This is a genomic window from Pseudogracilibacillus sp. SO10305 (genome assembly GCF_037072005.1).
Taxonomy (GTDB): domain Bacteria; phylum Bacillota; class Bacilli; order Bacillales; family Amphibacillaceae; genus Pseudogracilibacillus; species Pseudogracilibacillus intestinigallinarum.
In genome coordinates this window covers 16,031-39,957 of sequence record NZ_JAXHDE010000020.1, presented here as the reverse complement: position 1 = coordinate 39,957, position 23,927 = coordinate 16,031, and the positions used below count along the sequence as shown (strand labels likewise).

The 23,927-nt window shown below is 34.4% G+C and carries 23 protein-coding genes; 12 read left to right on the top strand and 11 right to left on the bottom strand.

Going from position 1 to position 23,927, the window contains the following annotated elements; genetic code table 11:
• Positions 1-3: 3 nt before the first annotated feature.
• The 7 genes from SPD45_RS13260 to SPD45_RS13230 all read right to left on the bottom strand — a co-directional run bounded on the left by SPD45_RS13260 (position 4) and on the right by SPD45_RS13230 (position 7,050).
• Positions 4-429: a GNAT family N-acetyltransferase gene (locus tag SPD45_RS13260; protein WP_336268260.1), complete on the bottom strand. Its 426-nt coding sequence runs from the start codon at positions 427-429 to the stop codon at positions 4-6.
• Positions 429-941, bottom strand: coding sequence for a 2'-5' RNA ligase family protein (locus tag SPD45_RS13255; protein WP_336268259.1), 513 nt, complete (start codon positions 939-941; stop codon positions 429-431). Before SPD45_RS13255 ends, SPD45_RS13260 begins: the two co-directional genes overlap by 1 nt.
• A 102-nt stretch (positions 942-1,043) precedes the next feature.
• Positions 1,044-1,769, bottom strand: a complete 726-nt coding sequence (locus SPD45_RS13250) for an alpha/beta hydrolase (protein ID WP_336268258.1) — start codon at positions 1,767-1,769, stop codon at positions 1,044-1,046.
• Positions 1,770-1,782: 13 nt separating this feature from the next.
• Positions 1,783-3,585, bottom strand: a complete 1,803-nt coding sequence (locus tag SPD45_RS13245; RefSeq protein ID WP_336268257.1) for an ABC transporter ATP-binding protein — start codon at positions 3,583-3,585, stop codon at positions 1,783-1,785.
• Positions 3,578-5,296: an ABC transporter ATP-binding protein gene (locus SPD45_RS13240; RefSeq protein ID WP_336268256.1), complete on the bottom strand. Its 1,719-nt coding sequence runs from the start codon at positions 5,294-5,296 to the stop codon at positions 3,578-3,580. The genes SPD45_RS13245 and SPD45_RS13240 overlap by 8 nt, the downstream gene beginning before the upstream one ends.
• A gap of 295 nt (positions 5,297-5,591) precedes the next feature.
• Complete coding sequence (locus SPD45_RS13235) at positions 5,592-6,668, bottom strand: tartrate dehydrogenase (RefSeq protein WP_336268255.1); 1,077 nt, start codon at positions 6,666-6,668, stop codon at positions 5,592-5,594.
• Positions 6,669-6,858: 190 nt separating this feature from the next.
• Positions 6,859-7,050 (bottom strand): hypothetical protein, encoded by a 192-nt coding sequence (locus SPD45_RS13230; protein ID WP_336268254.1) that lies wholly within the window; start codon positions 7,048-7,050, stop codon positions 6,859-6,861.
• 195 nt (positions 7,051-7,245) lie between these two features.
• Here SPD45_RS13230 and SPD45_RS13225 point away from each other — a divergent pair, with 195 nt between their 5' ends.
• Positions 7,246-7,785: a CueP family metal-binding protein gene (locus SPD45_RS13225; RefSeq protein WP_336268253.1), complete on the top strand. Its 540-nt coding sequence runs from the start codon at positions 7,246-7,248 to the stop codon at positions 7,783-7,785.
• Between the two features lie 412 nt (positions 7,786-8,197).
• The gene (gene sstT, locus SPD45_RS13220; RefSeq protein WP_336268252.1) at positions 8,198-9,409 is read left to right on the top strand and encodes a serine/threonine transporter SstT; all 1,212 of its coding nucleotides are present in this window, start codon (positions 8,198-8,200) and stop codon (positions 9,407-9,409) included.
• A gap of 139 nt (positions 9,410-9,548) precedes the next feature.
• Here the strand turns inward: sstT and SPD45_RS13215 are convergent, their stop codons facing one another.
• Positions 9,549-10,460 (bottom strand): LysR family transcriptional regulator, encoded by a 912-nt coding sequence (locus SPD45_RS13215; RefSeq protein ID WP_336268251.1) that lies wholly within the window; start codon positions 10,458-10,460, stop codon positions 9,549-9,551.
• A 120-nt stretch (positions 10,461-10,580) separates the two neighbouring features.
• Between SPD45_RS13215 and SPD45_RS13210 the strand changes: the two genes are divergently transcribed.
• From SPD45_RS13210 to SPD45_RS13200, 3 genes are read left to right on the top strand one after another with little or no spacing between them, the layout of a single operon-like run.
• A complete protein-coding gene (locus SPD45_RS13210) occupies positions 10,581-11,765 on the top strand; it encodes an acetyl-CoA C-acetyltransferase (protein ID WP_336268250.1) in 1,185 nt (394 codons plus the stop codon).
• A 13-nt stretch (positions 11,766-11,778) separates the two neighbouring features.
• Positions 11,779-12,471, top strand: a complete 693-nt coding sequence (locus SPD45_RS13205; protein WP_336268249.1) for a CoA transferase subunit A — start codon at positions 11,779-11,781, stop codon at positions 12,469-12,471.
• A gap of 11 nt (positions 12,472-12,482) precedes the next feature.
• A complete protein-coding gene (locus tag SPD45_RS13200) occupies positions 12,483-13,121 on the top strand; it encodes a CoA transferase subunit B (RefSeq protein ID WP_336268248.1) in 639 nt (212 codons plus the stop codon).
• Between the two features lie 73 nt (positions 13,122-13,194).
• Here SPD45_RS13200 and SPD45_RS13195 read toward each other — a convergent pair whose 3' ends face one another.
• Positions 13,195-13,635: an RrF2 family transcriptional regulator gene (locus tag SPD45_RS13195; RefSeq protein WP_336268247.1), complete on the bottom strand. Its 441-nt coding sequence runs from the start codon at positions 13,633-13,635 to the stop codon at positions 13,195-13,197.
• 215 nt (positions 13,636-13,850) lie between these two features.
• Here SPD45_RS13195 and hmpA point away from each other — a divergent pair, with 215 nt between their 5' ends.
• Positions 13,851-15,068 carry an NO-inducible flavohemoprotein gene (gene hmpA, locus SPD45_RS13190; protein ID WP_336268246.1) on the top strand — a complete coding sequence of 406 codons (1,218 nt, stop codon included), beginning with the start codon at positions 13,851-13,853 and terminating at the stop codon, positions 15,066-15,068.
• A gap of 211 nt (positions 15,069-15,279) precedes the next feature.
• On the opposite strand, the gene hemH is transcribed toward hmpA, so the two are convergent.
• Positions 15,280-16,215 (bottom strand): ferrochelatase, encoded by a 936-nt coding sequence (gene hemH, locus SPD45_RS13185; RefSeq protein WP_336268245.1) that lies wholly within the window; start codon positions 16,213-16,215, stop codon positions 15,280-15,282.
• A gap of 193 nt (positions 16,216-16,408) precedes the next feature.
• On the opposite strand from hemH, the gene hemQ reads away from it, so the two are divergent.
• The 6 genes from hemQ (at position 16,409) to SPD45_RS13155 (ending at position 22,369) form a co-directional block, all read left to right on the top strand.
• Positions 16,409-17,155, top strand: coding sequence for a hydrogen peroxide-dependent heme synthase (gene hemQ, locus SPD45_RS13180; RefSeq protein ID WP_336268244.1), 747 nt, complete (start codon positions 16,409-16,411; stop codon positions 17,153-17,155).
• Between the two features lie 28 nt (positions 17,156-17,183).
• Entirely contained in the window at positions 17,184-18,239 is a 1,056-nt protein-coding gene (locus tag SPD45_RS13175) for a FecCD family ABC transporter permease (RefSeq protein ID WP_336268243.1), read from the top strand.
• A 1-nt stretch (position 18,240) separates the two neighbouring features.
• Positions 18,241-19,035, top strand: coding sequence for an ABC transporter ATP-binding protein (locus SPD45_RS13170; protein ID WP_336268242.1), 795 nt, complete (start codon positions 18,241-18,243; stop codon positions 19,033-19,035).
• Complete coding sequence (locus tag SPD45_RS13165; RefSeq protein WP_336268241.1) at positions 19,028-19,999, top strand: ABC transporter substrate-binding protein; 972 nt, start codon at positions 19,028-19,030, stop codon at positions 19,997-19,999. The genes SPD45_RS13170 and SPD45_RS13165 overlap by 8 nt, the downstream gene beginning before the upstream one ends.
• A gap of 384 nt (positions 20,000-20,383) precedes the next feature.
• Positions 20,384-21,115, top strand: coding sequence for a hypothetical protein (locus SPD45_RS13160; protein ID WP_336268240.1), 732 nt, complete (start codon positions 20,384-20,386; stop codon positions 21,113-21,115).
• Positions 21,116-21,250: 135 nt separating this feature from the next.
• Positions 21,251-22,369 carry a 5-methyltetrahydropteroyltriglutamate--homocysteine S-methyltransferase gene (locus SPD45_RS13155; RefSeq protein ID WP_336268239.1) on the top strand — a complete coding sequence of 373 codons (1,119 nt, stop codon included), beginning with the start codon at positions 21,251-21,253 and terminating at the stop codon, positions 22,367-22,369.
• A gap of 439 nt (positions 22,370-22,808) precedes the next feature.
• Here SPD45_RS13155 and SPD45_RS13150 read toward each other — a convergent pair whose 3' ends face one another.
• Positions 22,809-23,738, bottom strand: coding sequence for a lysozyme inhibitor LprI family protein (locus SPD45_RS13150; protein ID WP_336268238.1), 930 nt, complete (start codon positions 23,736-23,738; stop codon positions 22,809-22,811).
• Positions 23,739-23,927 lie beyond the last annotated feature (189 nt).

Genomic DNA, 23,927 nt, shown 5'->3' with positions numbered 1-23,927 from the left:
GTTTTATAATGTTTTTTTCATCGTTACGTGTGGGATACCAGCATCTATGAATTCATCAGAAATAACTTCATACCCTAATTTTTCATAAAATGTAGTCGCATGTGTTTGAGCGTTTAAAACAGCCTCATGATATCCTTGATGAATGATTTCAACTTCCATTATTTCAATTATCTTTTTACCGATTGATTTTCCGCGTAAACCTTTATCTACGCAAATACGTTCTAATTTTCCATAATTATCTATAAAACGTAGGCGAGAGGCTCCAACTGGTTTATTGCTGGAATCATAACAAATAAAATGTGTGGCATGTTCGTCATGTTCATCTAATTCAATGGAAAGAGGGACGTTCTGTTCCTCTACAAATACTTTTTTTCGAATTGTGTATGCGTCTTGTAATTGTTGTTCATTTTGTACGATAAAAATTTCCATTATTTTTTACCGAAGTGGAATGTCGTGTGAACAGTCCAATTTCCATTATCTAGTTGTTTACATAATTGAAATCGATCAATCGTGTCTGTAAAATGAATTTGACGCATTCTTAAACTACTGTATATATCAGAGTATTCATCACTTGGTAAGTCTTGTGCGATAGTAATATGTGGAATGAACGCATGCTCACGATGTGCATCAAATACTCCTTCATGCATTTTTTCATTCAATTTGTTTAAATGCTCATTATCTTCCACTTTTAAGTAAATCGCATTCGAAACAGGAGAAAATGAACTTATTTTCGTTACTTCGATTTGAAATGGTTCGGTTTCTTGTGCAATTTCTTCTAATGCTTTCACTGTTTCATCACGTTCTTGTGCGTCCATTTGGAATGGATATTTTAAAGTTATATGTGGTGAAATATAAGGGTATTTCGGATCGTATCGTTTACGAAGCGCATTTGCCTCATCTTGTATATCAACGGATGGGAAAATTACAATTCCATATGTCATCGTTCGACCTCCAATTTCAATTTTTATTCTCTTTTTAATGTATCTACTAAATTAGTATACCAAAGTTTAAATAAATACTAAAGAAGAAAAATATATGATATCTTATCCTAATATATGAGTGAGTACATCAGGTAACTCCTTTTGCCAATGTTTCCACGTATGATTTCCTACATCAATTTCGGTATATGTGTAATCATTATTTCGTTTTTGTAATAAAGCGTGTAATTGTTTGTTCGGCTCGATAAAGTCCATTCCCTCATCTTTCGTTGTAATAACCGCATCCTCTTGTAATCCAATCGAATGATAGATCGTCAATTGATTAAAATCATGTACGTCTTCCACTATATTTAATACAGGCTCGTCTACTAAAGGAGATTGTAAAATAATGGAGGAAAAAGTGTTCGGGTTTTCCGTTCCTAATATAAGTGCAAATGTTGCGGCTAATGAATCACCCATTAAACTGTACGTTGTTCCTAAAGGATGGATAGGAAGTAAAGCTTCTAAAAAAGGAAGCACTTCTTTTAATAGAAAATTTTTATATGCTTCATGTTGATCCCCTAAAGGATAATATTTACGCCAACGATCTTCGCGGTCCATATAATGAATGCCAACGAAAATAGTGTTTATTAATTCGTCCTCCTCATGTAGACGATCACTTACTGTTGCAACACGTCCCATATTAAAATAGTCATCACCGTCTTGCATAATACAAATTTGTCTTTCATAAATCGCATCATATTGTTCTGGTTCATATACCTTTATATTCATGTTTTCTTGTAAAAATTCACTCTCTATCGTGTACATATTCATTGTTCCTTTTCTAGCCATGTTATAAACTCCTTTATGTTTGAAATAGATCATAATATGTTCCTTTTTTCCGTAACAATTGTGCATGTGTACCACGTTCGATTATTTCCCCATGTTCAAGCATTATGATTTGATCAGCACGTTGGATTGTGTTTAATCGATGAGCGATGACAAAGCTTGTCCGATTTTTCATTAAAGCTTGTAAACCAGCTTGAATATTTAATTCTGTTATCGTGTCGATATTGCTCGTCGCTTCATCTAAAATTAAAATTTCTGGATCTGCAATCATCGCTCTAGCAATGGTAATTAATTGTACTTGTCCTTTACTAATCGAACTACGTTCTTGGTCTAATACTGTTTCATACCCATTTGGAAGACGCATAATGAAATCATGTGCATTTGCGCGTTTTGCTGCTTCTATTACTTCTTCATCTGTTGCATCCATTTTTCCATAACGGATATTTTCCTTCACAGTATCTTGGAATAAAAATGAGTCTTGTAAAACGAATGCCATATGTTGACGTAATGATGCACGTTTTATTTGATTTAATGGTATTCCATCTAATAAAATTTCCCCGAAATCATAATTGTAAAAGCGAGAAATTAAATTAATAATCGTCGTTTTTCCAGCACCAGTATGTCCGACAAATGCCACCATTTCACCTGGTTGAACTTCAAAGTGAATATTTTTTAAAATCGGTGTCTCATCATAACCGAATGTAACGTCATCAAAAATAAAATGACCTTTTACATGATGGATGTCAACGGCATCTACTTCATCGTCTTCTTCAGCTTGTTCATCTAACACTTGGAAGACACGCTCAGCACCTGCAATCGCAGATAGTAAAATATTAAATTGGTTCGACAATTCATTTAATGGACGGGTAAATTGGCGTGCATACTCAGTGAAAATAACGATAACTCCTACTGTAATATATCCTTTTATCGCTAATATACCACCAAAAAAAGCAATAAATGCAAAACTTAAGAAGTTTAATGTGTTCATGACTTTGGGTATGAAGCCGGCAATCGTTTGTGCCCAAAAACTTGATAATTGTAACTGTTTGTTTTTTTCATCGAATTCATTGATGACATGTTTTTCTTGAGAGAACACTTTCACGACTTCTTGTCCGGACACCATTTCTTCGATAAACCCGTTTAATTCACCTAAATCTTTTTGTTGTACTTTATAAAGTGGACCTGTTCGTTTTGTAATGGCCCGCATAGCAAAAAACATGATAGGAATAATCGTCATCGTAATCAGTGTCAATAATGGACTTAATAGGAGCATGACAGTAACAGTTCCAACTAAAGTTATGACACTAGAAAAGATTTGAATGACCGACTGATTTAAGGTGTTATTAATATTATCGATATCATTTGTTACCCGACTCATTAATTCTCCTTGTTGTCTTTTATCAAAATAAGAAATCGGTAAACGATGGAACTGCTCAAATACATCTTTACGCAATGTATAAACAGTTTTTTGCGCAATGCCAATCATCCAATAGTTTTGTAAGAAGATAGATAATGTATGCAATATATATACGATAATTAACAAGATTAATATAGTCAGTAAACCGTCAGGACGTTTGGTGACGATAAAATCATCGATTGTCATTCCGACTAAATAGGGACCGAGTAAACTTAAACCACTGCTTGCAAGTACTGCAAAAATAACGAGAAATAGCATCCATTTATATTGCTTAAGATAAGTAAAAATCCGTTTGATTGTATGCCAACTATTTCTAGGCTTCGCTGTTTTTGTTGCCGGGTTTGTATTACTTATATCAATTTTATTATATTGAAAAGCTTTTTTTATTTCGGCTTTACTCATGGGAAATCTCCCTTTCTGCTTGTGACTCCACGATACGCTGGTAAAATGCAGAGCGTTCTAATAATGTTGCATGATTTGCAAAATCAACGACTTTTCCTTGATCGAGAAGTAGTATATTGTCCGCTTGTTTCGCCGTTGAAATTTTTTGTGTAATAATTAATGTCGTACATTCATACGTTCGTAATGCATCTAATAAAAGATGTTCTGTTTTTGTATCTAATGCACTTGTTGCATCATCTAACATTAAAATTTTTGGCTGCAATAAAAGGGCGCGCGCAATGGATATACGTTGTTTTTGTCCACCAGATAAATTGACTCCTTTTTGACCGACAACCGTATCATATCCATGTTGAAAAGAAGTAATCGTATCATGAATTTGTGCATCTTTCGCGGCTTTTATAAGCATCGTACCAGACATGTCAGCTTTACCAAAACTTATATTTTCTCTAATAGTCCCTGTAAAGAGTAGGGGACTTTGCGGTACATATCCAATTTGTGTACGTAAATTCGTCGTATCATACATATGTAACGGTTGATCGTCTAGAAAAATTTCTCCACTTGAAGGAGCATATAACTTAGGAATAAGTTGGAATAATGTTGTTTTTCCCGCTCCAGTTGACCCAAGTATTGCAACTGTTTCTCCGGGTTTTATATGAAAAGATACATGTTGTAAAACGTTAACTGTATCGTTTGGGTATGTAAAATTAACTTGATCAAATGTAATAGCACCATGTTTTACCGTGTAGTCATGCTTAAGTATCGGTTTGTCTACTTTTTCTTCTAAAATGGGTGCAATTCGTTCTGCAGATGATGTTGCACGAGCGAATGCTAATGTTAAAAATGTAAACATAGAAATAGCCATTACTGTGCGTAATGCATAGTTCACAATTGCAACAACATCTCCGACAGATGTTGTCCCAATTTGAATTTGTTGATGACCAACATAAAGAATGATGACTAAACTTATGTTCATAATGAACATGAGTACAGGCATGGAAGATTCCATGAAGCGGAAAGCTTTCTCTGTATTTCGGGCGAGTGTTTCGTTCGCTTCACTAAAACGTTTATTTTCATTTTTTCCACGGACAAAAGCTTTAATAACTCGCATTCCAGCAATATTTTCTTGAATGACGAGGTTTACTTTATCGACATTCTGCTGTACACGTACGAACATTTTTCTACCTATATTTAAAACAGTGAATAAAAAGATGATTAAAATTGGGACGGTTATGAGAAAGACTATCGATATTTTCGGGTTGACAATAAACGCCATAATAACACTACCGATTACCATAAGTGGGGCTCGGACCATAATACGTAATCCCATAAAAACAGTATTTTGAATTTGTCGGACATCATTTGTAAACCTTGTTACAAGTGCAGATGTCGGATATTTACTTAGTTGTTCAAATGTAAATTCTTGAATTGCTGCGAATAATTTCTTTCGAATATCGTAAGCAGAGCTAACACTAATATGTGCTGAAATGTATGAATTTGTCATTCCGGCTGTAAAAGAAATTATAGTAATTCCGAACATGATCATTCCCCATTTAATAATTTCATCCATATTTTCATTCATGATTCCGTTATTAATCATAATTCCTAGTATGAAAGGGAAAAGTAGTTCGGAAACAAGTTCAATTAAGGTTAAGCTATATGCTACATATATGGCAATATCGTATTTTTTCAAAAATGATAGGATAAGTTTCACGATGTTCCTCCAAAATTTTTTAACTAATACTTCAATTATAAGCAAAGAGGATAGGGAGATTCAATGAAGGAGATTAGTAATTGAGAATAAAAATAAAGACAGGAATGATGTAAGAAAAATTTGGATGCAAAAAATATATAACATTAAAGGGAAGAAGTAAATAAAAAAATTAGAGGGGAAATTCCATACAAACGAAAGAAATGTGCTTTGAATTCATTATACTATGATAACGAAGAGCACATTTCTGTAGCTATTTTAAAGTAATTCAAACTCTAACTTATTTTATTCATTTTAATTATTTAACATACTTATTTTTTAATACCTGAATAAAATAATCACCAAGCTCTGATGTGGATGCTGTACCTTGCAAATCAGGGGTTAATTTGTCTGTATCATGTAATATTTCTTTCATAGTTTCAAGAATAAGTGCACCCCATTTCTCCTCTTCGAAATAATCCATCATTTGGCTAACAGACCATATGGCAGCTAAAGGATTTGCGATGCCTTGACCAGCGATATCAGGAGCAGACCCATGGACAGGTTCAAACATAGATGGATATTTTTTATCAGGATGAATATTTGCTCCAGTAGCGAGTCCCATGCCCCCCGTAATCGCTGCCCCAATATCTGTTAAAATATCGCCAAATAAATTCGATGTTACGACGATTTCAAATCTTTCAGGATTAGAAACAAAATAGAGACTCGCTGCATCGACTAAATAAGAGTATGTTTCTACATCTGGAAATTCTCTTCCGATTTCTTCAAACACTTCATCCCAAAAAACCATGGAGTAGTTTAATGCATTCCCTTTACTTATACTCGTTAAGGATTTCTTTTGTTTTCGTGCTTCTTCATAAGCGTAGCGGATGATTCGTTCAGTACCTTTACGGGAAAATACACCTGTTTGTAAGACGACTTCCTCAGCCTTTTCTTTAAAAAGCCAATCACCAGCACCCGCATATTCACCTTCACTATTTTCTCGAATAACTAAAAAATCAATATCTTTTTTTGTTTTATTTTTTAATGGAGTTAAATGTTCATGTAATAATGTAATCGGGCGTAAATTTACATACAAATCAAATTCTTTTCTTATTCTTAATAATAAATCCCACAATGAGATGTGGTCAGGAACGCCTGGATAACCTACTGCACCTAAATAAATCGCATCAAATTGTTTTAAAGTTTCGATCCCATCTTCGTCCATCATTCTCCCGTGTTCTAAATAATATTCACATCCCCACGGAAATGATGTGAATGAGAAGGAGATGTTTTTATCTAATTGTTCGATTGCTTTTAATACTTTTACTCCTTCATTTACGACGTCTGGACCAATTCCATCTCCAGGTATTAATGCAATATTAAATTTTTTCATGTTTTCACCTCGGTAGATTTTTAGTTAACGTTTTATTATGCACAACAATTATATGGAAGAATAAAGAGATAGCGTTTACAAAAAAGTCATAACATGTATGAGTACTTTTTATGTACGGGATGTATGTTGTATCTTATATTGTGAAAAAATTGCCTAAAAAAACATCCCATTTACAGCGGGATGTTTTTTGTTAACCTATTGTTCCGACACTTTGCAGTACTGTTTTAGTAATTTGTGATACATCTTCGAATCCGACGAAACCGAAGATAAAGTCGTAACCTTTAGCGTGGCCGAACATAATAGCAGCGAAAAAGATAAGTATAGTTAATGCCACTACAATCCACATTAAAACAGATACAGTTTTTTCTACGTTTTTCTTCATTATTATTCACCTCGTCACGTCGAATTATAAAACATTTTTGTTAGAAATACAAGGAAACCAGGGTGAAATAGAGCCAAAAGTAAGGGTAGATATATTTTAAATACAGCTTTAAAATCGAATAAACTGTGAATTGTAATGACATTTATGAGAGAGACCCTTATAATGAAAAAGAATAAAGAGATGGAGTGAAAAAGTATGAAAAAGGTATTATTTTCTGTTGCATTAATGTCCGTATTATTTTTAGCCGCCTGTGGTGGGGGAAATAATGAAAATGAGGCTACTGGATCATTAAGTAAAGAGGAGTTAAAAGCATTAGTAAATGACTATAGTGTTGGAAATGTGGAAGGACATCAAGCATCAATCACGTCGGAACAATTAATAATTACTGATGAAAATGAGGAAGAAATCGTTCATGATTTACCAGAAGATGAATTTTTCGTTTCAATTGCACCATTCTTTAATGAGACACATCCTTGTAAGGATCATAGTTTAACTGGATGTCAGGGAGAGCTAGTAGATCAAGAGTTCAATATTCTTATTAAAGATAAAGATGGAAAAACAGTAGTGGAAGAAATGATGAATTCAGAAGCCAATGGCTTTGTTGATTTATGGTTACCGAGAGATGAGACATTTGATATTTCGATTGAGGCTGAAGAAGAGGGAAGAAAAGTAGTGGCAGAAATTTCTACATTTAAAGAGGATGGTACTTGTATTACAACATTGCAGTTATTATAAAAATAAGCTAGAGGGTACGAGGTGAGAAGGAAACCTCGATTACCCTTTAGCTTTTTTATTGTACTTGAATTTGCTACACCATATTTTGATCATTCTTTATTCACTATTACTATTATTATAAATTAAAAATTAGTTATTAAAGATGCTTGATTCATGATAGTTCAAGTACATCACCATGTCTAATTTATGAGCGTATGAAAATACGATAAAAAGGATTTATCATCCTTTCTCTCATTTGAGAACGAATATTTTCTGTTGTAATAATAAGTAGAAAATGAGAGCGATATAAGACTCAAAGTGGTAAAAGAAACTAGGTAGAAATAGTTGTTAGAAAATTACATATATTATTGTGTTACAGACTAAACCTCTATATAATTGAAAGAATAACAGTATTTAAAAAGGGAGGATAAATATGGGCGAATTGTTTCATATGTGGAATCGAATGAGTTTAGTCGTGCGCATTATGATTGGTATTGTTATTGGACTTATTTTAGCATTATTATTTCCTGAACAATTAAGTGTGTTATCTATGCTCGGGACATTATTTGTTGAAGCATTAAAAGCGGTAGCACCGGTACTTGTTTTTGTACTTGTATTAAATGCGATTGCGTCTCATGTTAGTGGAAAAGAAACAGCTGTAAAAGGGGTACTAGTACTCTATATTATTAGTACTTTTTTAGCTGGATTAGTCGCGGTAGTCGTAAGTTTTATTTTTCCAACGACACTCACATTAAAAACGGAGGCACAAGATGTTGCTCCACCAAGTGGGATTGGAGAAGTATTAGAAACGTTGTTATTTAATATTGTTACAAACCCAGTAACAGCCATTATGGAAGCAAATTATTTAGGAATTTTAGTTTGGGCATTATTATTAGGGGTTGCATTACGTGCAGCACATAGTTCAACGAAAACAATGATAGCAAACGTATCTGAAGCTGTAACGAAGATCGTTCAATGGGTCATTAGCTTAGCACCAATTGGAATTTTAGGTATCGTATTTGATACTGTATCAACAACTGGCTTTGCAGCTTTAGGAGAATATGGTCGTTTAATTATTATCTTAGTAGGAACGATGTTGTTTATTGCGTTAGTAATGAACCCGATTATGGTCTTTATTGCAACACGGAAAAATCCATATCCACTCGTTTTTACAGTGTTAAAGGAAAGTGGTGTTACAGCATTTTTCACTAGAAGTTCGGCAGCAAATATCCCGGTAAATATGAATTTGGCTGAAAAGTTAAATTTAAATAAAGATACATATGCTGTTTCTATACCTTTAGGTGCAACAATCAATATGGCAGGAGCAGCAGTAACGATTTCTGTTTTATCGATGGCAGCAGCACATACATTAGGTGTGAAAGTCGATTTATTCACTGCCGTTATTTTAATGGTCTTATCTGCTGTCTCTGCAGCTGGGGCATCAGGAGTGGCTGGTGGGTCGTTATTACTTATCCCATTAGCATGTAGTTTGCTCGGTATTTCAGATGATGTTGCGATGCAAGTCGTTGCGATAGGTTTTGTCATTGGAGTAATCCAAGATTCTTGTGAGACGGCACTTAACTCATCATCTGACGTTTTATTTACAGCAACAGCTGAATATGCCAAAAAAAGAAAAGTATCATAACATATTGAACGAGTGAACATTCACACTGTATACCACCCCCAAAACATACTGAAATTAGTTTGTTTGGGGGTTTTTATATTACTAAAGGTTTCTCTTTGTCAATCTTGTACTCCGACATAATATGCAGTTATTTCATAAACTATTCTTTTAACTCCTTCTTATCTACACCATCGGAAAATTGTTTTTGTAAAAAATGAAGCAATGTTTGTAATGCATATGATGTGTAGCGGTCTTTTTTTGTAATGACGCCTAATTGCCACATTGGTGCATCGATTAATTCGATGGATGTGATTGTACGAGTGTCCATTTTTTTATAAATTGATTCAGGTAAAAGTGTCATACCAACTTGTGCCGCAACAAGTTCTGCAATAACATCCCATTGTGAAGTTTCAAAAGCAATTTTGGGATGAAACTTCCCGAGGTTCTCGCAATAGTTAATAATTAAATGATGTAAAGCGAACTCACTATTAAATAAAATAAAGGATTCGTTTTTTAGTTCATGGATAGTAATTTTTGTTTTAGATGCGAAAGGATGTTCAACATGCACGAAACATTTGAAAGGTTCATGGACGATTTGCGTAACAGAAAAAAGTTTTTCATTTACTGGTAAAACGACAATCCCGAGATCAATTTGTCCATCGTCTACTAAATATTCAATTTTCTTTGCACCATGTTCCACTAATTGCAGTGAAATGTTCGGATGTTTTGGAACAAAGTTCTTGGCGATAATAGGGAAAAATAAAGTGCCGATTAAAGGCGGAATACCGATATTGACTGTTCCAGAGGGTTTTTCTATGAAATCATCAATTAACGTAAAAAGTTCATTTGTTGAACCAATTATTTTTAAAGACTGTTCATAAACGAGTTCACCTGCATCTGTTAAACGTAATTTTCTTGTGGAACGTTCAAATAAAATGACTTGGAGTTGTTCTTCTAATTTTTTAATTGACTTACTTAACGTTGGCTGAGAAACGAAAGATTGTTGAGCAGCTCGAGAGAAACTTCCATACTGTACGACTGAAATAAAATGCTCTAATAATTTCAAATCCATATGTGCACCTCCGATATATTCGGTATCAGAATAGTTGATATTCGATATATTCATTTTACTTATAAATAAAAGCGAAGTAAAATATAAGAAACGATTCTTATGAGAGGATGGGGATTTTATATGCGAGAAGTTGTAGTTGTAAGCGCTTTACGAACGGCAATAGGTAGTTTTGGTGGATCACTATCTTCTGTTTCTGCGACAGAATTGGGAGCACAAGTTATAAAACGCGTATTAGATGATAGCAAAATTACAGGTGACCAAGTGGACGAAGTTATTTTGGGGAATGTACTTCAAGCTGGTTTAGGACAAAATCCGGCACGACAAGCTTCAATAAAAGCAGGTTTACCTGATCATGTCCCAGCATTAACGATAAATAAAGTGTGTGGTTCAGGTTTGAAAGCGATCCATTTAGCACAACAAGCAATTGCATTAGGTGATGCTGATGTAATCGTTGCAGGTGGGATGGAGAACATGAGTCAAGCTCCGTATTTATCGATGGATGCTAGAAATGGCTTACGTATGGGAAATAAAACACTTGTTGATAGTATGATTCAGGATGGATTATGGTGTGCTTTCCATGATTATCATATGGGGATAACAGCAGAAAATATTTGTGACCGTTATGAATTAACACGAGAAGAACAAGATATGTTTGCAGTTGAAAGTCAGAAAAAAGCAGCGAAAGCGAGAAAAGAAGGAAAATTCGCTGATGAAATTGTACCAGTTGAAATCCCACAACGTCGTGGAGAACCAATTGTATTTCAAGAAGACGAATATATTCGTGATGATGCTTCTGTAGAATCTATGGCTAAACTTCGCCCTGCTTTTAAAAAAGATGGCTCTGTTACGGCTGGTAATGCATCAGGTATTAATGATGGGGCAGCGGCCGTACTTTTAATGAGTAAAGAAAAGGCAGAAGCTTTAGGTGTAACACCATTAGCGACGCTAGTAGCGAATGCAAGTGCGGCATTGGATCCAAGTGTCATGGGATTAGGTCCAATTTATGCGACAGAAAAAGTGTTAAAGAAAGCGAATATCCCATTAAAAGATGTTGATTTAATTGAAGCGAATGAAGCATTTGCTGCACAATCATTAGCAGTTGCCAAAGATCTTCAATTTGATATGAGTAAAGTGAATGTAAACGGTGGGGCAATAGCTTTAGGTCATCCTATTGGTGCGAGTGGAACACGTATTTTTGTAACATTGTTACATGAGATGAAACGAAGAAAATCAACATACGGTTTAGCGACATTATGTATTGGTGGTGGGCAAGGTGTTGCCACAATCGTAAAAAATTATGAATGAGTAGGTGGAAGAGATGAAACGTATATTTAATAACGCACAAGAAGCGGTTGAACATATTGAAGATGGGATGACATTAATGGTTGGCGGATTTGGTCTTGTCGGCATTCCAGAAAATTTAATCCAAGCAGTTCGTCATAAAGGAGTAAAAGATTTAACGGTTATTTCGAATAACTGTGGAGTAGATGACTGGGGATTAGGATTACTATTACAAGATAAACAGATATCCCATATGATTGCATCATATGTTGGAGAAAACAAAGAATTTGAACGTCAGTTTTTAAGTGGAGAACTAAACGTTACATTAGTGCCACAAGGAACTTTGGCAGAAAAAATTCGTGCAGGTGGTGCAGGAATTCCTGCCTTCTATACACCGACAGGAGTAGGAACACCAATTGCTGAAGGGAAAGAAGTACGAGAGTTTAATGGAAAAGAATATGTGTTAGAAGAAGCATTTCTCGCTGATGTTAGTCTAATACGAGCATGGAAAGCAGATACATCTGGAAACTTGGTGTTTAGAAAAACGGCACGCAATTTTAATCCAATGATGGCTGCTGCCGGAAAATATACTATTGTTGAAGCGGAAGAAATTGTAGAAACTGGAGCAATTGATCCAGATCAAATTCATACACCAGGAATTTATGTAGATGCGCTAGTACAAGGTGACCAAGAAAAACGAATTGAACGCTTGACGACAAAAGAAGGATAGGAGGATCAAACATGGCGAATAATACGAGAATACAAATTGTAAAAAGAGCGGAAAAAGAAATAAATGATGGGGATTATGTTAATTTAGGAATTGGTATGCCAACAATGGTTGCGAACTATATTTCCGATAATAAACAAGTTGTTTTACAGTCTGAAAATGGATTGTTAGGGATTGGACCATATCCGACAGAAGAGGAAGTAGATCCTGATTTAATAAATGCTGGAAAAGAAACCGTTACAACTATTAAAGGAGCAAGCTTCTTTAGTAATGCAGAGTCTTTTGCGATGATCCGTGGTGGTCATATTGATGTTGCTATTTTAGGTGGAATGGAAGTATCTGAAACTGGAGATTTAGCGAATTGGATGATTCCTGGAAAAATGGTAAAAGGAATGGGCGGAGCAATGGACCTTGTGCATGGGGCGAAAAAGGTTATCGTAATTATGGATCATGTTACACGTGATGGTGCACCAAAAATTTTAAAACAGTGTGCTTTACCATTAACTGGCCAAGGAGTTGTCGATCGCATTATTACAGATAGGGCTGTATTAGATGTGACAGATAAAGGGTTGGAGTTAGTGGAATTGTTAAATGGATATACATTTGAACAAGTTCAAGAAGCAACAGAACCGACCATTATTGTAAAGCAATAGACTTAGGATAAGTTTGGGATAAAATCGTATTGTCGTTATATATGATTATATCTCCAACTTATCCAATTTTATTTTATGGATCTATTTGGAGTAAACTTCTAAACATTAATGGTTGATCGATAATATCAGCAATCGTATATTTATCTAATACAGCTAAATATGCTGCCAATGCTTCCCCGAGTACACTACGTAATCCACAAACAGGTGAAAGTACACAATGGTTTGCCCCACTATTAAAACATTCTACCATATGAAAATCTTCTTCCGTTTCCCTAACAATGGAACCGATAGTAATATCTTCAGGTTGTTTTGCTAATACAATTCCACCACCACGTCCACGAGTCGTCTCGATGACCCCGATTTTTCCTAACTGATGGATGACCTTCATTAAATGGTTTCTTGACACATTATAAGCTTCTGTTATTTCTGTAATCGTTGATTTCTCATCACTATCTTTTACAGCTAAGTAAATTAAGACGCGTAAAGCATAATCTGTATAGTTTGTTAGTCTCATTTTCATCACCTACATATATTATAACATCTTTTTAAGATGTATTTCAGATGAATGTTTGTGACGAAATTAAGAAGGAGGTGTGTCGACTTTTTGACACCTCTTCATAATGCCTTATTTTGTATTGATAGATATTTTATATCACGTTACACTAAAGGTGTATTAAAAATACATGTTTTATATTTATCATATATATTTAAATAGGGGAGAGATTTTAAATGACTTTATCAAAGGAAACGATGGATATTATTAAATCAACGGCACCAGTTTTAGCAGAGCACGGGAAAACGATAACAACTGTGTTTTACAAAAATATGTTTGCAGCAAACCCAGAATTATTAAACATTTTTAACAAGACAAATCAAGCGAAAGGGCAACAACAAGAGGCTTTAGCGAATATGGTATATCAAGCAGCAGCTAATATTGATCAATTAGAAACGATTATTGATGAAGTAAATTTAGTTGCTCACAAACACCGTGGATTAAACATTTTACCAGAACATTACCCAATTGTAGGAAAAAATTTATTAATTGCAATTAAAGAAGTGTTAGGGGAAGCGGCTACAGATGAAATTATGAATGCTTGGGAGGAAACTTATGGTGTACTAGCAAAAGTATTCATTGATGTAGAAGAAGAAATGTATAAAGAAGCAGAATCTAAAGAAGGTGGCTGGAGAGGCTTCAAAGATTTTATCGTTGTCGATAAGGTAAAGGAAAGTGATGTAATTACATCTTTCTACTTAGAGCCAAAAGATGGTGGGGTTGTTCCGATGTATGATGCAGGGCAATATTTATCTGTCCGTGTACATCCGGAAGGAGCAGAGCATAAACAAATCCGCCATTATACATTATCAACTAAACCAAATGGCAAACAGTTCCGTATTTCAGTGAAGAAAGAAGTGGACTATACTCCAAATGGTGTTGTATCAACACATTTACATGACAATGTACATGTAGGCGACACAATTGAAGCGAGTGCACCAGCTGGATTATTTACCTTAACAGAAGAGGATGCTCCAGTGGCATTTATTAGTGGTGGAGTAGGTATTACACCAATGTTAAGTATGTTTGAACAATTAATAGATGAAAAGTCGACTCGCGATATTACATTTTTACACGCAGCACAAAATGAAAAATTACATGCGTTCCATGAAGATGTAAAAGAGATGGTTGCCGCTGCGGAAAATGCAAAATATGTGTATGGTTATAGCAATCCGATTAACGAAGGTGGAGAACAAGACTTCAACGGTTTCATTAACAAAGAAGTATTAGAGAACATTAAACAAGAAGACATGATTTATTATGTTGTTGGTCCTGTACCAATGATGGAGCATGTTGCAAATTTATTAACAGAAATTGGTGTACCGGTTCAAAATATTAAATATGAATTATTTGGACCAAAACAAACGATTATTAAAGAAGCGCAATTAGCATAATCCCTTTTATATAAAAGGTTGATTATAAATTAAAAAACACGAACATGGTTTAGAGCATTGTATCTTGCTCTCTTTCCTACCATGATTCGTGTTTTTCTCGATTAATTCATAAGCTCTTTCTTTTTCGCTATCAATCATATGTTCTTTAGCATTAATACGAGTAATGCTTCCGGCCATTTCATCATACAAAAAGAGGGTATATTTTACCGATTTATATTTTTACTTTTAGTTCATTCAGGACAACTTTTGCTAATGTTTCTATGAATAGAGCGTCGGTATTAGGCATTTCCGGTCTGTAATAATTAGCATTTAACTCATCACATACTTCTTTACATTCGATGTCATTGTCATATAATACTTCAAGGTGGTCGGAAACGAATCCTACTGGTGCATAAACGAATGTACGATAACCGTCTTCATTGTATAATTTTTTCGTCACATCACAGACGTCTGGTCCTAACCATTCGACACGTGTATTTCCTTCACTTTGCCATGCAACTTCATAATTTGTAATATTTGCTTTCTTTGCAATTAATTTTGCTGTTTCTTTTAATTGATCTACGTATGGATCATTGATTTTTAAAATATTTGTTGGCAAACTGTGTGCTGAAAATAATGTGATTGCGTTTTTTTGTTCGTCTTCTGTCATTTTTACATATTCCGCTTCAATGGATTTAGCCCAATATTCAATGAATCCTTCTTCTGTATACCAACTTTCCACAGAACTAATTGTAATATCATATTTATCTGCCGCTTCTTTTGCACGTTTATTATATCCTTTAATGCTCAAACTAGAATAGTGTGGAGCGAGAACAAGCGAAACAATATGTTCTATCCCTGCTTCGCGGATGGAATCAACTGCATCTTCAATAAATGGTTCGATATGTTTTAATCCGATAAATGGTTCGAACTGAATATCGTCTTGTAGTTCATTTAATTTTGCAGAAATTGCTTCTACTTGTTGTTTCGTAATTTTAGCCATTGGTGATACTCCACCGATTGCTTCATATTTTTCTGTTAAGTCGTCTAAAGCTTCCTGTGATGGCTCTCTTCCGTTACGAATATGTGTGTAATACCTTTTAATATCCGATTGTTCATACGGAGTTCCATATGCCATAATTAATAATCCAACTTTTTTCTTTCCCATTTTTGCACCTCTTTTTAAAATTTTGTGAAAAATTACTGTTCGAATAACTTTGTTTAATTAGCTGTTAGTATGCTTGAATGTTAAAAAAGTTATTACGATTTTTTGAACAAGACTTAATTGACTGTCTAGTATATATAAATTATGTTATATTAAAGATGAACATTTTTCAATACAAAAGGAGCGATTGATTTTTATGGTTGAAGCAGTAGAAACGATGGATGGTTGGTGCTGTTTGCACGACCTACGAAAAGTAGATTGGGAAAAATGGAAAAATGCGAGTGAAAAAGAAAGAACAGAAGCTCTTACACAGTTTCATGAATTGTTAACAGAGTGGGATCTCGTGGAAGGGAAAAAAGAAGGTAGCCATGCACTTTATCAAGCAATTGGTCATAAAGGCGATGTACTACTTATGATTTTACGCCCTACGTTTGCACAAGTAGCAGAAGTGGAAACGGCACTAAATAAAACAAAATTAGCAGAATATTTGATTCAAACACATTCATATACATCCATTGTAGAATTAGCAAAATATCGTCCAGATAATGGAGTAGATCCAGAAACATTACCGGAAACACAAGCAAGATTAAAGCCAATTTTACCTAAGTGGGAATATATTTGTTTCTACCCAATGAGCCGTAAGCGAGAAGGAGACAATAATTGGTATACATTAGAAAAAGGTGCACGTTCTAAATTATTGTATGAGCATAGTTTAACTGGAAGAAAATATGCAGGAAAAGTACAACAAATTATTACAGGTTCAATTGGTTTAGATAGGTTTGAGTGGGGTGTGACATTATTTGCGCACGATGCATTACAATTTAAGAAAATTGTATACGAAATGCGTTTTGATGAAGTGACAGCATTATATGGAGAATTTGAACAATTTTATATTGGACACCATTTACCAAAAGAACAATTAGAAAAATTTTTACACGTATAAAGTAACAGATAGATTGAGGAATAGATAAATGGAAATGAATGAAAAAGGCAAACATCGCTTGTTTGAATGGAATAAAACATTAACGATTATCGTGCTTACTATATTATTGTTTATCTCCATCGTTGTTGCTGTATCTATTGGACCGGTTTCGATCCCATTTAGGGAAACAGTCTATATTTTTTTGCATAAACTATCTATACCAGTAGATATAGTATTTGAAGATAAACATGCCGTAGTTATTACAGATATTCGTCTGCCACGTGTATTGTTAGCAGGGCTTGTCGGATGTGCTTTAGCAATTAGTGGGGTGACGATGCAAGGATTGTTTCGAAATCCACTTGTAGAACCGGGGTTTATTGGGATTTCAAGTGGTGCAGCTTTCGGGGCGGTTCTTGCAATTTCGCTAGGACTAACAGCAATTCATCAAGCGATTTTACCTCTCGTCGCTTTTTTAGGGGCAATTTTTGCAATGGTACTTATTTTGCTCGTTTGGAGAGTAACGAATAGTAATAGTATCGCATTGTTATTATTACTCGGTATTGGAATGAATGCCTTTTTCTCTTCTTTTACGAATGTATTAATCGCATCATCAAGCACTGAACAAGAATTACGTGGGGCATTATTATGGTTACAAGGTGGATTGGAAGGGACGACTTGGGAACAAGTGAAGATTGTCGGTCCGATTATTTTAATAGGAAGTATTATTATTTGTTTATTTGGTCGTTCTTTAAATGTCATGTTATTAGGGGATGAGCAAGCAATCACTTCAGGAGTGAGGCTTCATCTCGTTCGAAATTCATTACTTACTATTGTCGCGTTAATGACAGGTGCAGCAGTTGCTGTTAGCGGCATTATTAGTTTTGTCGGTTTAGTCGTCCCACATATGTTGCGACTCGTCATTGGAGCTGATCATCGTTTGCTTTTACCAGCGAGTATGTTAACTGGTGCAATTTTTCTCATGATGATGGATTTAATTTCGCGCATGATTTTACAACCAGTAACATTACAAGTAGGAGTTGTTTCTGCGATGGTCGGGGCTCCAATTTTTATCATTTTAATATTACGTTCTGTTAGGAGGGGATAAGTTGCAAGCAGTAACATTAGAAAATATGGATGTTCAAATTGGGCGTAAACATATTTTACATCATATTGATTTTACTATTAATAAAGGACAATTTTTTGGATTAATTGGGCCAAATGGTAGTGGGAAATCTACACTATTAAAAACGATCGCAAATATTCAAACACACCATAATGGACATATATTGCTTCATGAAAAACAACAGCATACTTTTACCCCGAAACAATTAGCAAAAATGATTAGTTATGTCCCACAGGAAACAGATGTTGGCTTTGATTTTTTAGTGAGAGATGTCATTCAAATGGGACGTCATGTGTATGGAACATTATTTAAAAGTGAAACGAAAAAAGATGAGGAAATGATTGAATGGGCGATGGAACAAACTGATACGACCGCCTTACAAAATGAATCGATTCGTCATTTATCTGGTGGGCAAAGGCAACTAGTCATGATTGCGAAGGCACTTGCTCAAGATACACCGATTATTTTATTAGATGAACCAATTTCGGCATTAGATGTCCATTATCAGTTGAAAATTTTAACGATGTTACAAAAATTAAGTAAACAAGGGAAAACAATCGTTATCGTTTTACACGATTTGAATTTAGCTGCTCGCTTTTGTCGTACATTACTTTTATTAAATGAAGGAAAAGTACAAAAAATTGGAACACCTGAAGAGGTGTTAACAGCGCCATTATTAAAAAATATTTATCATATTGATGCACGTATTCGAAAAGATGAAGAAATGAATCGTGTCACGATTACACCGTATATAGAGGAGATAGAAAGTAATGTTTAAAAAAGTGTTACCTTTTTTTGTTGTCATGATATTATTTGTTGCATGTTCAAATAATGATACACCATCAAATAATGTGACAGAAGATACGAATGTAGAAACAGAAGAAGCACAATTTCCAGTAACAGTAGATGTGGAAGGAAAGGACGTGACGGTTGAAGCTGTACCGAAAAATATTTTACCGATGTCATTAGAAGTAGCTGAAATTGTATTAGAATTAACAACTCCAGAAGATATAACGGCTACGACTAAAGGGATTGATGACCCATTATTATCAACGAAAGTAGAAGAAGGAAAGCAAGTGGAAGAACGGATTGGTGCAGCAACAAATATCGACCCAGAAGAAATTATCGCATTGGATACAGATTTATTAATTATGACGAAGATGTACGGTCAAGAAGAAGATGCAGAAGATATTTTATCTCAATTTGATACACCGATTCTTTCATTCAGTCCGTTTGTAACGGTAGAAAAATTCCAAGATGCAGCTTTAACGATTGGGGAAGCAATCGGGAAAAAAGAAATTGCGCTAGAAAAAGTAGAGAAGATGAACGATGAAATAGAAGCGATTCAAGAAAAAGTACCTGAAGAGAATGCACCATCTGTATTAGTATTATCGGAAGTCGGAGGAGATATGGGACCATTTATGTTAGGACCGACAAATATTTCATATGATTTAATCCAATTGGCTGGTGCAACACCGGCAACTGATAGTATTGATTTAGAACGTTCTGGCCCAGCAGAAATGGAACAGATTATAAAAATGGATCCAGATTATATTGTGTTATTAGACTTCTTTGGTAAAGGGGAAGAATCATTTAGTTATTTAATGGAGGATTCAGGTTGGAAAACATTAACGGCAGTAAAAGAAGATAAAATTATGTTAGAAGATGCAAAATATATTTTGAATCCGAATTTTGAAAATTCGAAAGGACTTGAAAAACTCGTCGATTTTATTTATGAGTAATATGAGAGCTAGGAAAAGGCAATTGCCATTTCTCCTAGCTTTTTGTATGATGAAAATACGTTTTATTCATGGAATTAAAGGAGCTAGATTAGTTGTCCGATATATATATAGTGAATGGGACTGGTTATGAACAAGCTGTCGAGTTTTTATAAAGGCCGTATTCAAATGTCGGGAATATATTATGATCCATATGAGCCACGAGAGATGATCATTGATTCATTTGTGCAAAGAGGGACAATTTTTCTGTTCATATCACTTATCTTTTTCGGTGTAGCGATTATAAACGGTCTTATAGCAGTTATTCTATATTATGTGTAAGAAGGAGGATCTTAACAGTTGTTTCCAATCAAATAAGGGTAATGACATATAATGGGGGATTTGCGTATGAAAAAGGTATGTATCTTATTCGGGTTTATTTTTATTTTAATTGGTTGTAATCAAGAACAAGCACTCATAGAAGTCGATCCAGTAGAATCAAAGGATGTAGATGACATTCCATTTGCAACGTTTATTAATGACGAAAAAAGCGATGCAAAAGAGGATAAGAAAGAAGAATCAAACGCAGTAAAATTAGAAGAGAAAAGAATCACAACGGCAAAGGAAAAGAATTCCGGGCATGACGATAAACATATAAAAGAAAAAAAGTCTGAGACACATTCTTATATGCGCGATATAAATAAACGATATAAAATTAAAAATTATGAAGGAGACATACATACACTTAAATATACGGGTAAGTATGAACATAGTCCAAATGATACGAATCTTTGGGTATCAGAGGAAATAGGGGAAACATCACATTCCACAATGCATGAGGATGAGGATGGGTTGTATGAGGGAGTAATAGAAAGTGAATATTGGATGGTTCTTCCATATCCTATTGAAGTAGGTATAACTTATGAGGAGTATATGTTGAATAACGTATATATGGAAATAACGGATGTTGGGCTAACAAAACAAGTTACGGCTGGAACGTTTGAAAATGTCGTTGAAGTAACAAGCATATACAGTGGTGAGGATACGTATATAAGTTATTTCGCACCGAATGTTGGCACAATTTATACGATAGATCCTGATGGAGAAGTTGTATTCGAACTATTAGAAATTATACCATAAAATAAATCTATCATTCACTTTTCATTAGATTCACATTTCATATATGAAACATTAGATGAATAGTAGATCATCTGTTATAATATATAATATTGTAAAATATCAGAATATTACGTACATAAGAAAGAAGGATGACAGATGGCAGAAGTGAAAAAAGCACCATTCCGCGCTGATTATGTAGGCTCATTTTTACGCCCAGAAAGCATTAAAGAGGCTAGAGAAGCTTTTCAGGCTGGAAATATAACAGCAGAACAATTAAGAAAAGTAGAAGATGATGCAATTAAAGATTTAGTGCAAAAACAAGCTGAAATTGGACTAGAAGCTGTGACAGACGGAGAGTTTCGTCGTAGTTGGTGGCATCTAGACTTTATGTGGGGATTAGACGGCGTTGAAAAAGCATATACAGAATCTGGCTTAAAATTCCAAGGTGTTGAAACGAGAAATGAAACGGCTAAAATCGTTGGGAAAATTGACTTTTCAAACCATCCATTTTTAGAAGATTATAAATATTTAACATCAATCAAACCTGAAGGTGTTATTGCGAGACAAACATTCCCTTCAGCAGTACAATTTTTATATGAAATTACAAAACCTCATAATTTGGAGAATACAGAAAGTATCTATCCGAATAAACAAGAATTATACGATGATATTGTTCAAGCATATCAAAAAGCATTTCAAGCATTTTATGATTTAGGTTGTCGTAGTATTCAAATGGATGAGGTAGTTTGGGCCGTATTATGTGACAAGGATTATCGCGAAAAGGCAGAAAGTAACGGTGTTGATGTTGACGCATTAATCGAAGAGTATATTGATTTAAATAATCGTGTTTTAGAAGGTTTACCTGAGGACTTAGTTGTCACAACACATGTTTGTCGTGGTAATTATCGATCTACATGGCATTATTCAGGAGGCTATGATCCTGTAGCTGACGCATTATTTGGTCGTGAAAATGTTCATGCTTATTATTTAGAATTTGATACAGATCGTGCAGGTGGATTTGAACCTCTACAGTATTTAACTGGAGATAAACAGGTTGTGTTAGGGTTAATTACATCGAAAAGCCCTGCACTTGAAAAAGAAGAAGATGTTATTGCACGTATTGAAGAAGCGGCAAAATATGTTCCACTTGATAGATTATGTTTAAGCCCACAATGTGGATTCTCTTCTACAGAAGAAGGAAATGAACTAACGGAAGAAGATCAGTGGGAAAAAATGAAATTAATTAAGCGTATTGCTGATAAAGTTTGGGGATAATAACAAGAGTTTGGGACAAAACCGAGTGAACTACAAAGGGAACTTTAGTAAATTGATTTTTACTGAAATTCCCTTTTTTCATTTTATTGGATCAATTACATCGCTCCATCCATCTACTTCGCGTTCTACGGGCCGGACTCAAGCAACAAAGAAATTTACTTTTTTTGTCGTTCTCGGACACGGATAGTTCCGTAGGAGTCACCGTAGATTTATTTCGCTATGTTAAGGCACACAAAAAGAGCACTCTCGAGTAAAATTAAAGTAATTACACAATAAATTACAGAGGTGCTCTTTAGATTTAAACTTTATATCATGAAGTAAGTTGTTTTGCCTTTAGGTTTAGAAATAATATTACCTAAAAATGATATAGCTTTCACAATAGGTGATTTAGTAGAAAGTATTCTTGAACAAACATTAAAATCTTTTTCTGTTAAACAGTTTAATAATCAATATAATGGGTAATTAAATAAACAGTTCGATTCATTGTCGTGAAACCTAAGTATGTATCTGCCTCTACTTTATCAGAGTACTCTTTGTATTCAGCTTCTTTATTTTGGATCCATTCACGCTGATCTTCTAATAATTCATCATAAACGTCAGAAGGAAGGTCTTCCTTTAGTACATCCCAAACTTCATTTAATAGATTGTCCCAATCTGAAACAAATTTATAAGAAACCACAGAATAATCATGCATATAACCTGCATCATAAGCAGCGTCTTTCATACGGCTTTCTATCGCCATTGCTTTATCATAATATTTGTCATATTTACTTTGTGATGCGGCAGCTTTCTTTTCTTCTTCTTTCCGTTTTTTCTCTGCTTCTTTTTCTTCCTTTTCACGTTCTTTTTCGGCAAAAGCAATTGTAGCATCCTCTAATGAATACCCTAATTCTTCATGGCGATCATATACTTCAGAAGAATCGACTGTGAAGTCAAAGTCCTCTAAAGCTTTAGCGGCTTTTTCGAATTTTTCATTTTTAATATCTTTTTCAATTTTATCCAAGGAAGCTAATAGTTTTTCTTCCTCTTCTTTATTTGTTTCAACGGTCGTTAATGTTTCCTTGACTTCTTTTTTCATTTTGTCATTGATGGCATCATGTTTTAAAATGTCATTTGCAAGATCAAATGCCTCATCCCAATCACCTTCATCAATGGAGTTTAATTCATTATACATATCGATGATTTCAATTTTTTCTTTCGCTTCTTTTCCGTCTTCATCTTCGTCCAAAGCATATTCGTATAGTTTTAAGGCTTGGTCATATTCTCCTTTATCGAATGCTTCATTACCTTCTTTTAATAAATCGTCATATGGAGAACTACAAGCAGCTAATATAAATATTGTCGCGAAAATAAACAAAAATTTTTTCAAATTATGTACTCCTTTCATGTTATGAAAATTAGTATGTCTAGTTTAGATTATACAATAAATATAATTAAATAGGTAAATTTTACTTAGTCATATTCTTAAAAATGACACGGGATTTATTAAAGCTTTCTCGATAAAAAGGCTAACAGTTTGTTTCATGTCATTCAACTGTTATAGGACGTTTTCTTGTAT

Bases quoted from the DNA above. Each gene is read 5' to 3' on its own strand.
- SPD45_RS13260 (WP_336268260.1), bottom strand. From the start codon at position 429: ATGGAAATTTTTATCGTACAAAATGAACAACAATTACAAGACGCATAC.
- SPD45_RS13255 (WP_336268259.1), bottom strand. From the start codon at position 941: ATGACATATGGAATTGTAATTTTCCCATCCGTTGATATACAAGATGAG.
- SPD45_RS13250 (WP_336268258.1), bottom strand. From the start codon at position 1,769: ATGGCTAGAAAAGGAACAATGAATATGTACACGATAGAGAGTGAATTT.
- SPD45_RS13245 (WP_336268257.1), bottom strand. From the start codon at position 3,585: ATGAGTAAAGCCGAAATAAAAAAAGCTTTTCAATATAATAAAATTGAT.
- SPD45_RS13235 (WP_336268255.1), bottom strand. From the start codon at position 6,668: ATGAAAAAATTTAATATTGCATTAATACCTGGAGATGGAATTGGTCCA.
- SPD45_RS13230 (WP_336268254.1), bottom strand. From the start codon at position 7,050: ATGAAGAAAAACGTAGAAAAAACTGTATCTGTTTTAATGTGGATTGTA.
- SPD45_RS13225 (WP_336268253.1), top strand. From the start codon at position 7,246: ATGAAAAAGGTATTATTTTCTGTTGCATTAATGTCCGTATTATTTTTA.
- sstT (WP_336268252.1), top strand. From the start codon at position 8,198: ATGGGCGAATTGTTTCATATGTGGAATCGAATGAGTTTAGTCGTGCGC.
- SPD45_RS13215 (WP_336268251.1), bottom strand. From the start codon at position 10,460: ATGGATTTGAAATTATTAGAGCATTTTATTTCAGTCGTACAGTATGGA.
- SPD45_RS13210 (WP_336268250.1), top strand. From the start codon at position 10,581: ATGCGAGAAGTTGTAGTTGTAAGCGCTTTACGAACGGCAATAGGTAGT.
- SPD45_RS13205 (WP_336268249.1), top strand. From the start codon at position 11,779: ATGAAACGTATATTTAATAACGCACAAGAAGCGGTTGAACATATTGAA.
- SPD45_RS13200 (WP_336268248.1), top strand. From the start codon at position 12,483: ATGGCGAATAATACGAGAATACAAATTGTAAAAAGAGCGGAAAAAGAA.
- SPD45_RS13195 (WP_336268247.1), bottom strand. From the start codon at position 13,635: ATGAGACTAACAAACTATACAGATTATGCTTTACGCGTCTTAATTTAC.
- hmpA (WP_336268246.1), top strand. From the start codon at position 13,851: ATGACTTTATCAAAGGAAACGATGGATATTATTAAATCAACGGCACCA.
- hemH (WP_336268245.1), bottom strand. From the start codon at position 16,215: ATGGGAAAGAAAAAAGTTGGATTATTAATTATGGCATATGGAACTCCG.
- hemQ (WP_336268244.1), top strand. From the start codon at position 16,409: ATGGTTGAAGCAGTAGAAACGATGGATGGTTGGTGCTGTTTGCACGAC.
- SPD45_RS13175 (WP_336268243.1), top strand. From the start codon at position 17,184: ATGGAAATGAATGAAAAAGGCAAACATCGCTTGTTTGAATGGAATAAA.
- SPD45_RS13165 (WP_336268241.1), top strand. From the start codon at position 19,028: ATGTTTAAAAAAGTGTTACCTTTTTTTGTTGTCATGATATTATTTGTT.
- SPD45_RS13160 (WP_336268240.1), top strand. From the start codon at position 20,384: ATGAAAAAGGTATGTATCTTATTCGGGTTTATTTTTATTTTAATTGGT.
- SPD45_RS13155 (WP_336268239.1), top strand. From the start codon at position 21,251: ATGGCAGAAGTGAAAAAAGCACCATTCCGCGCTGATTATGTAGGCTCA.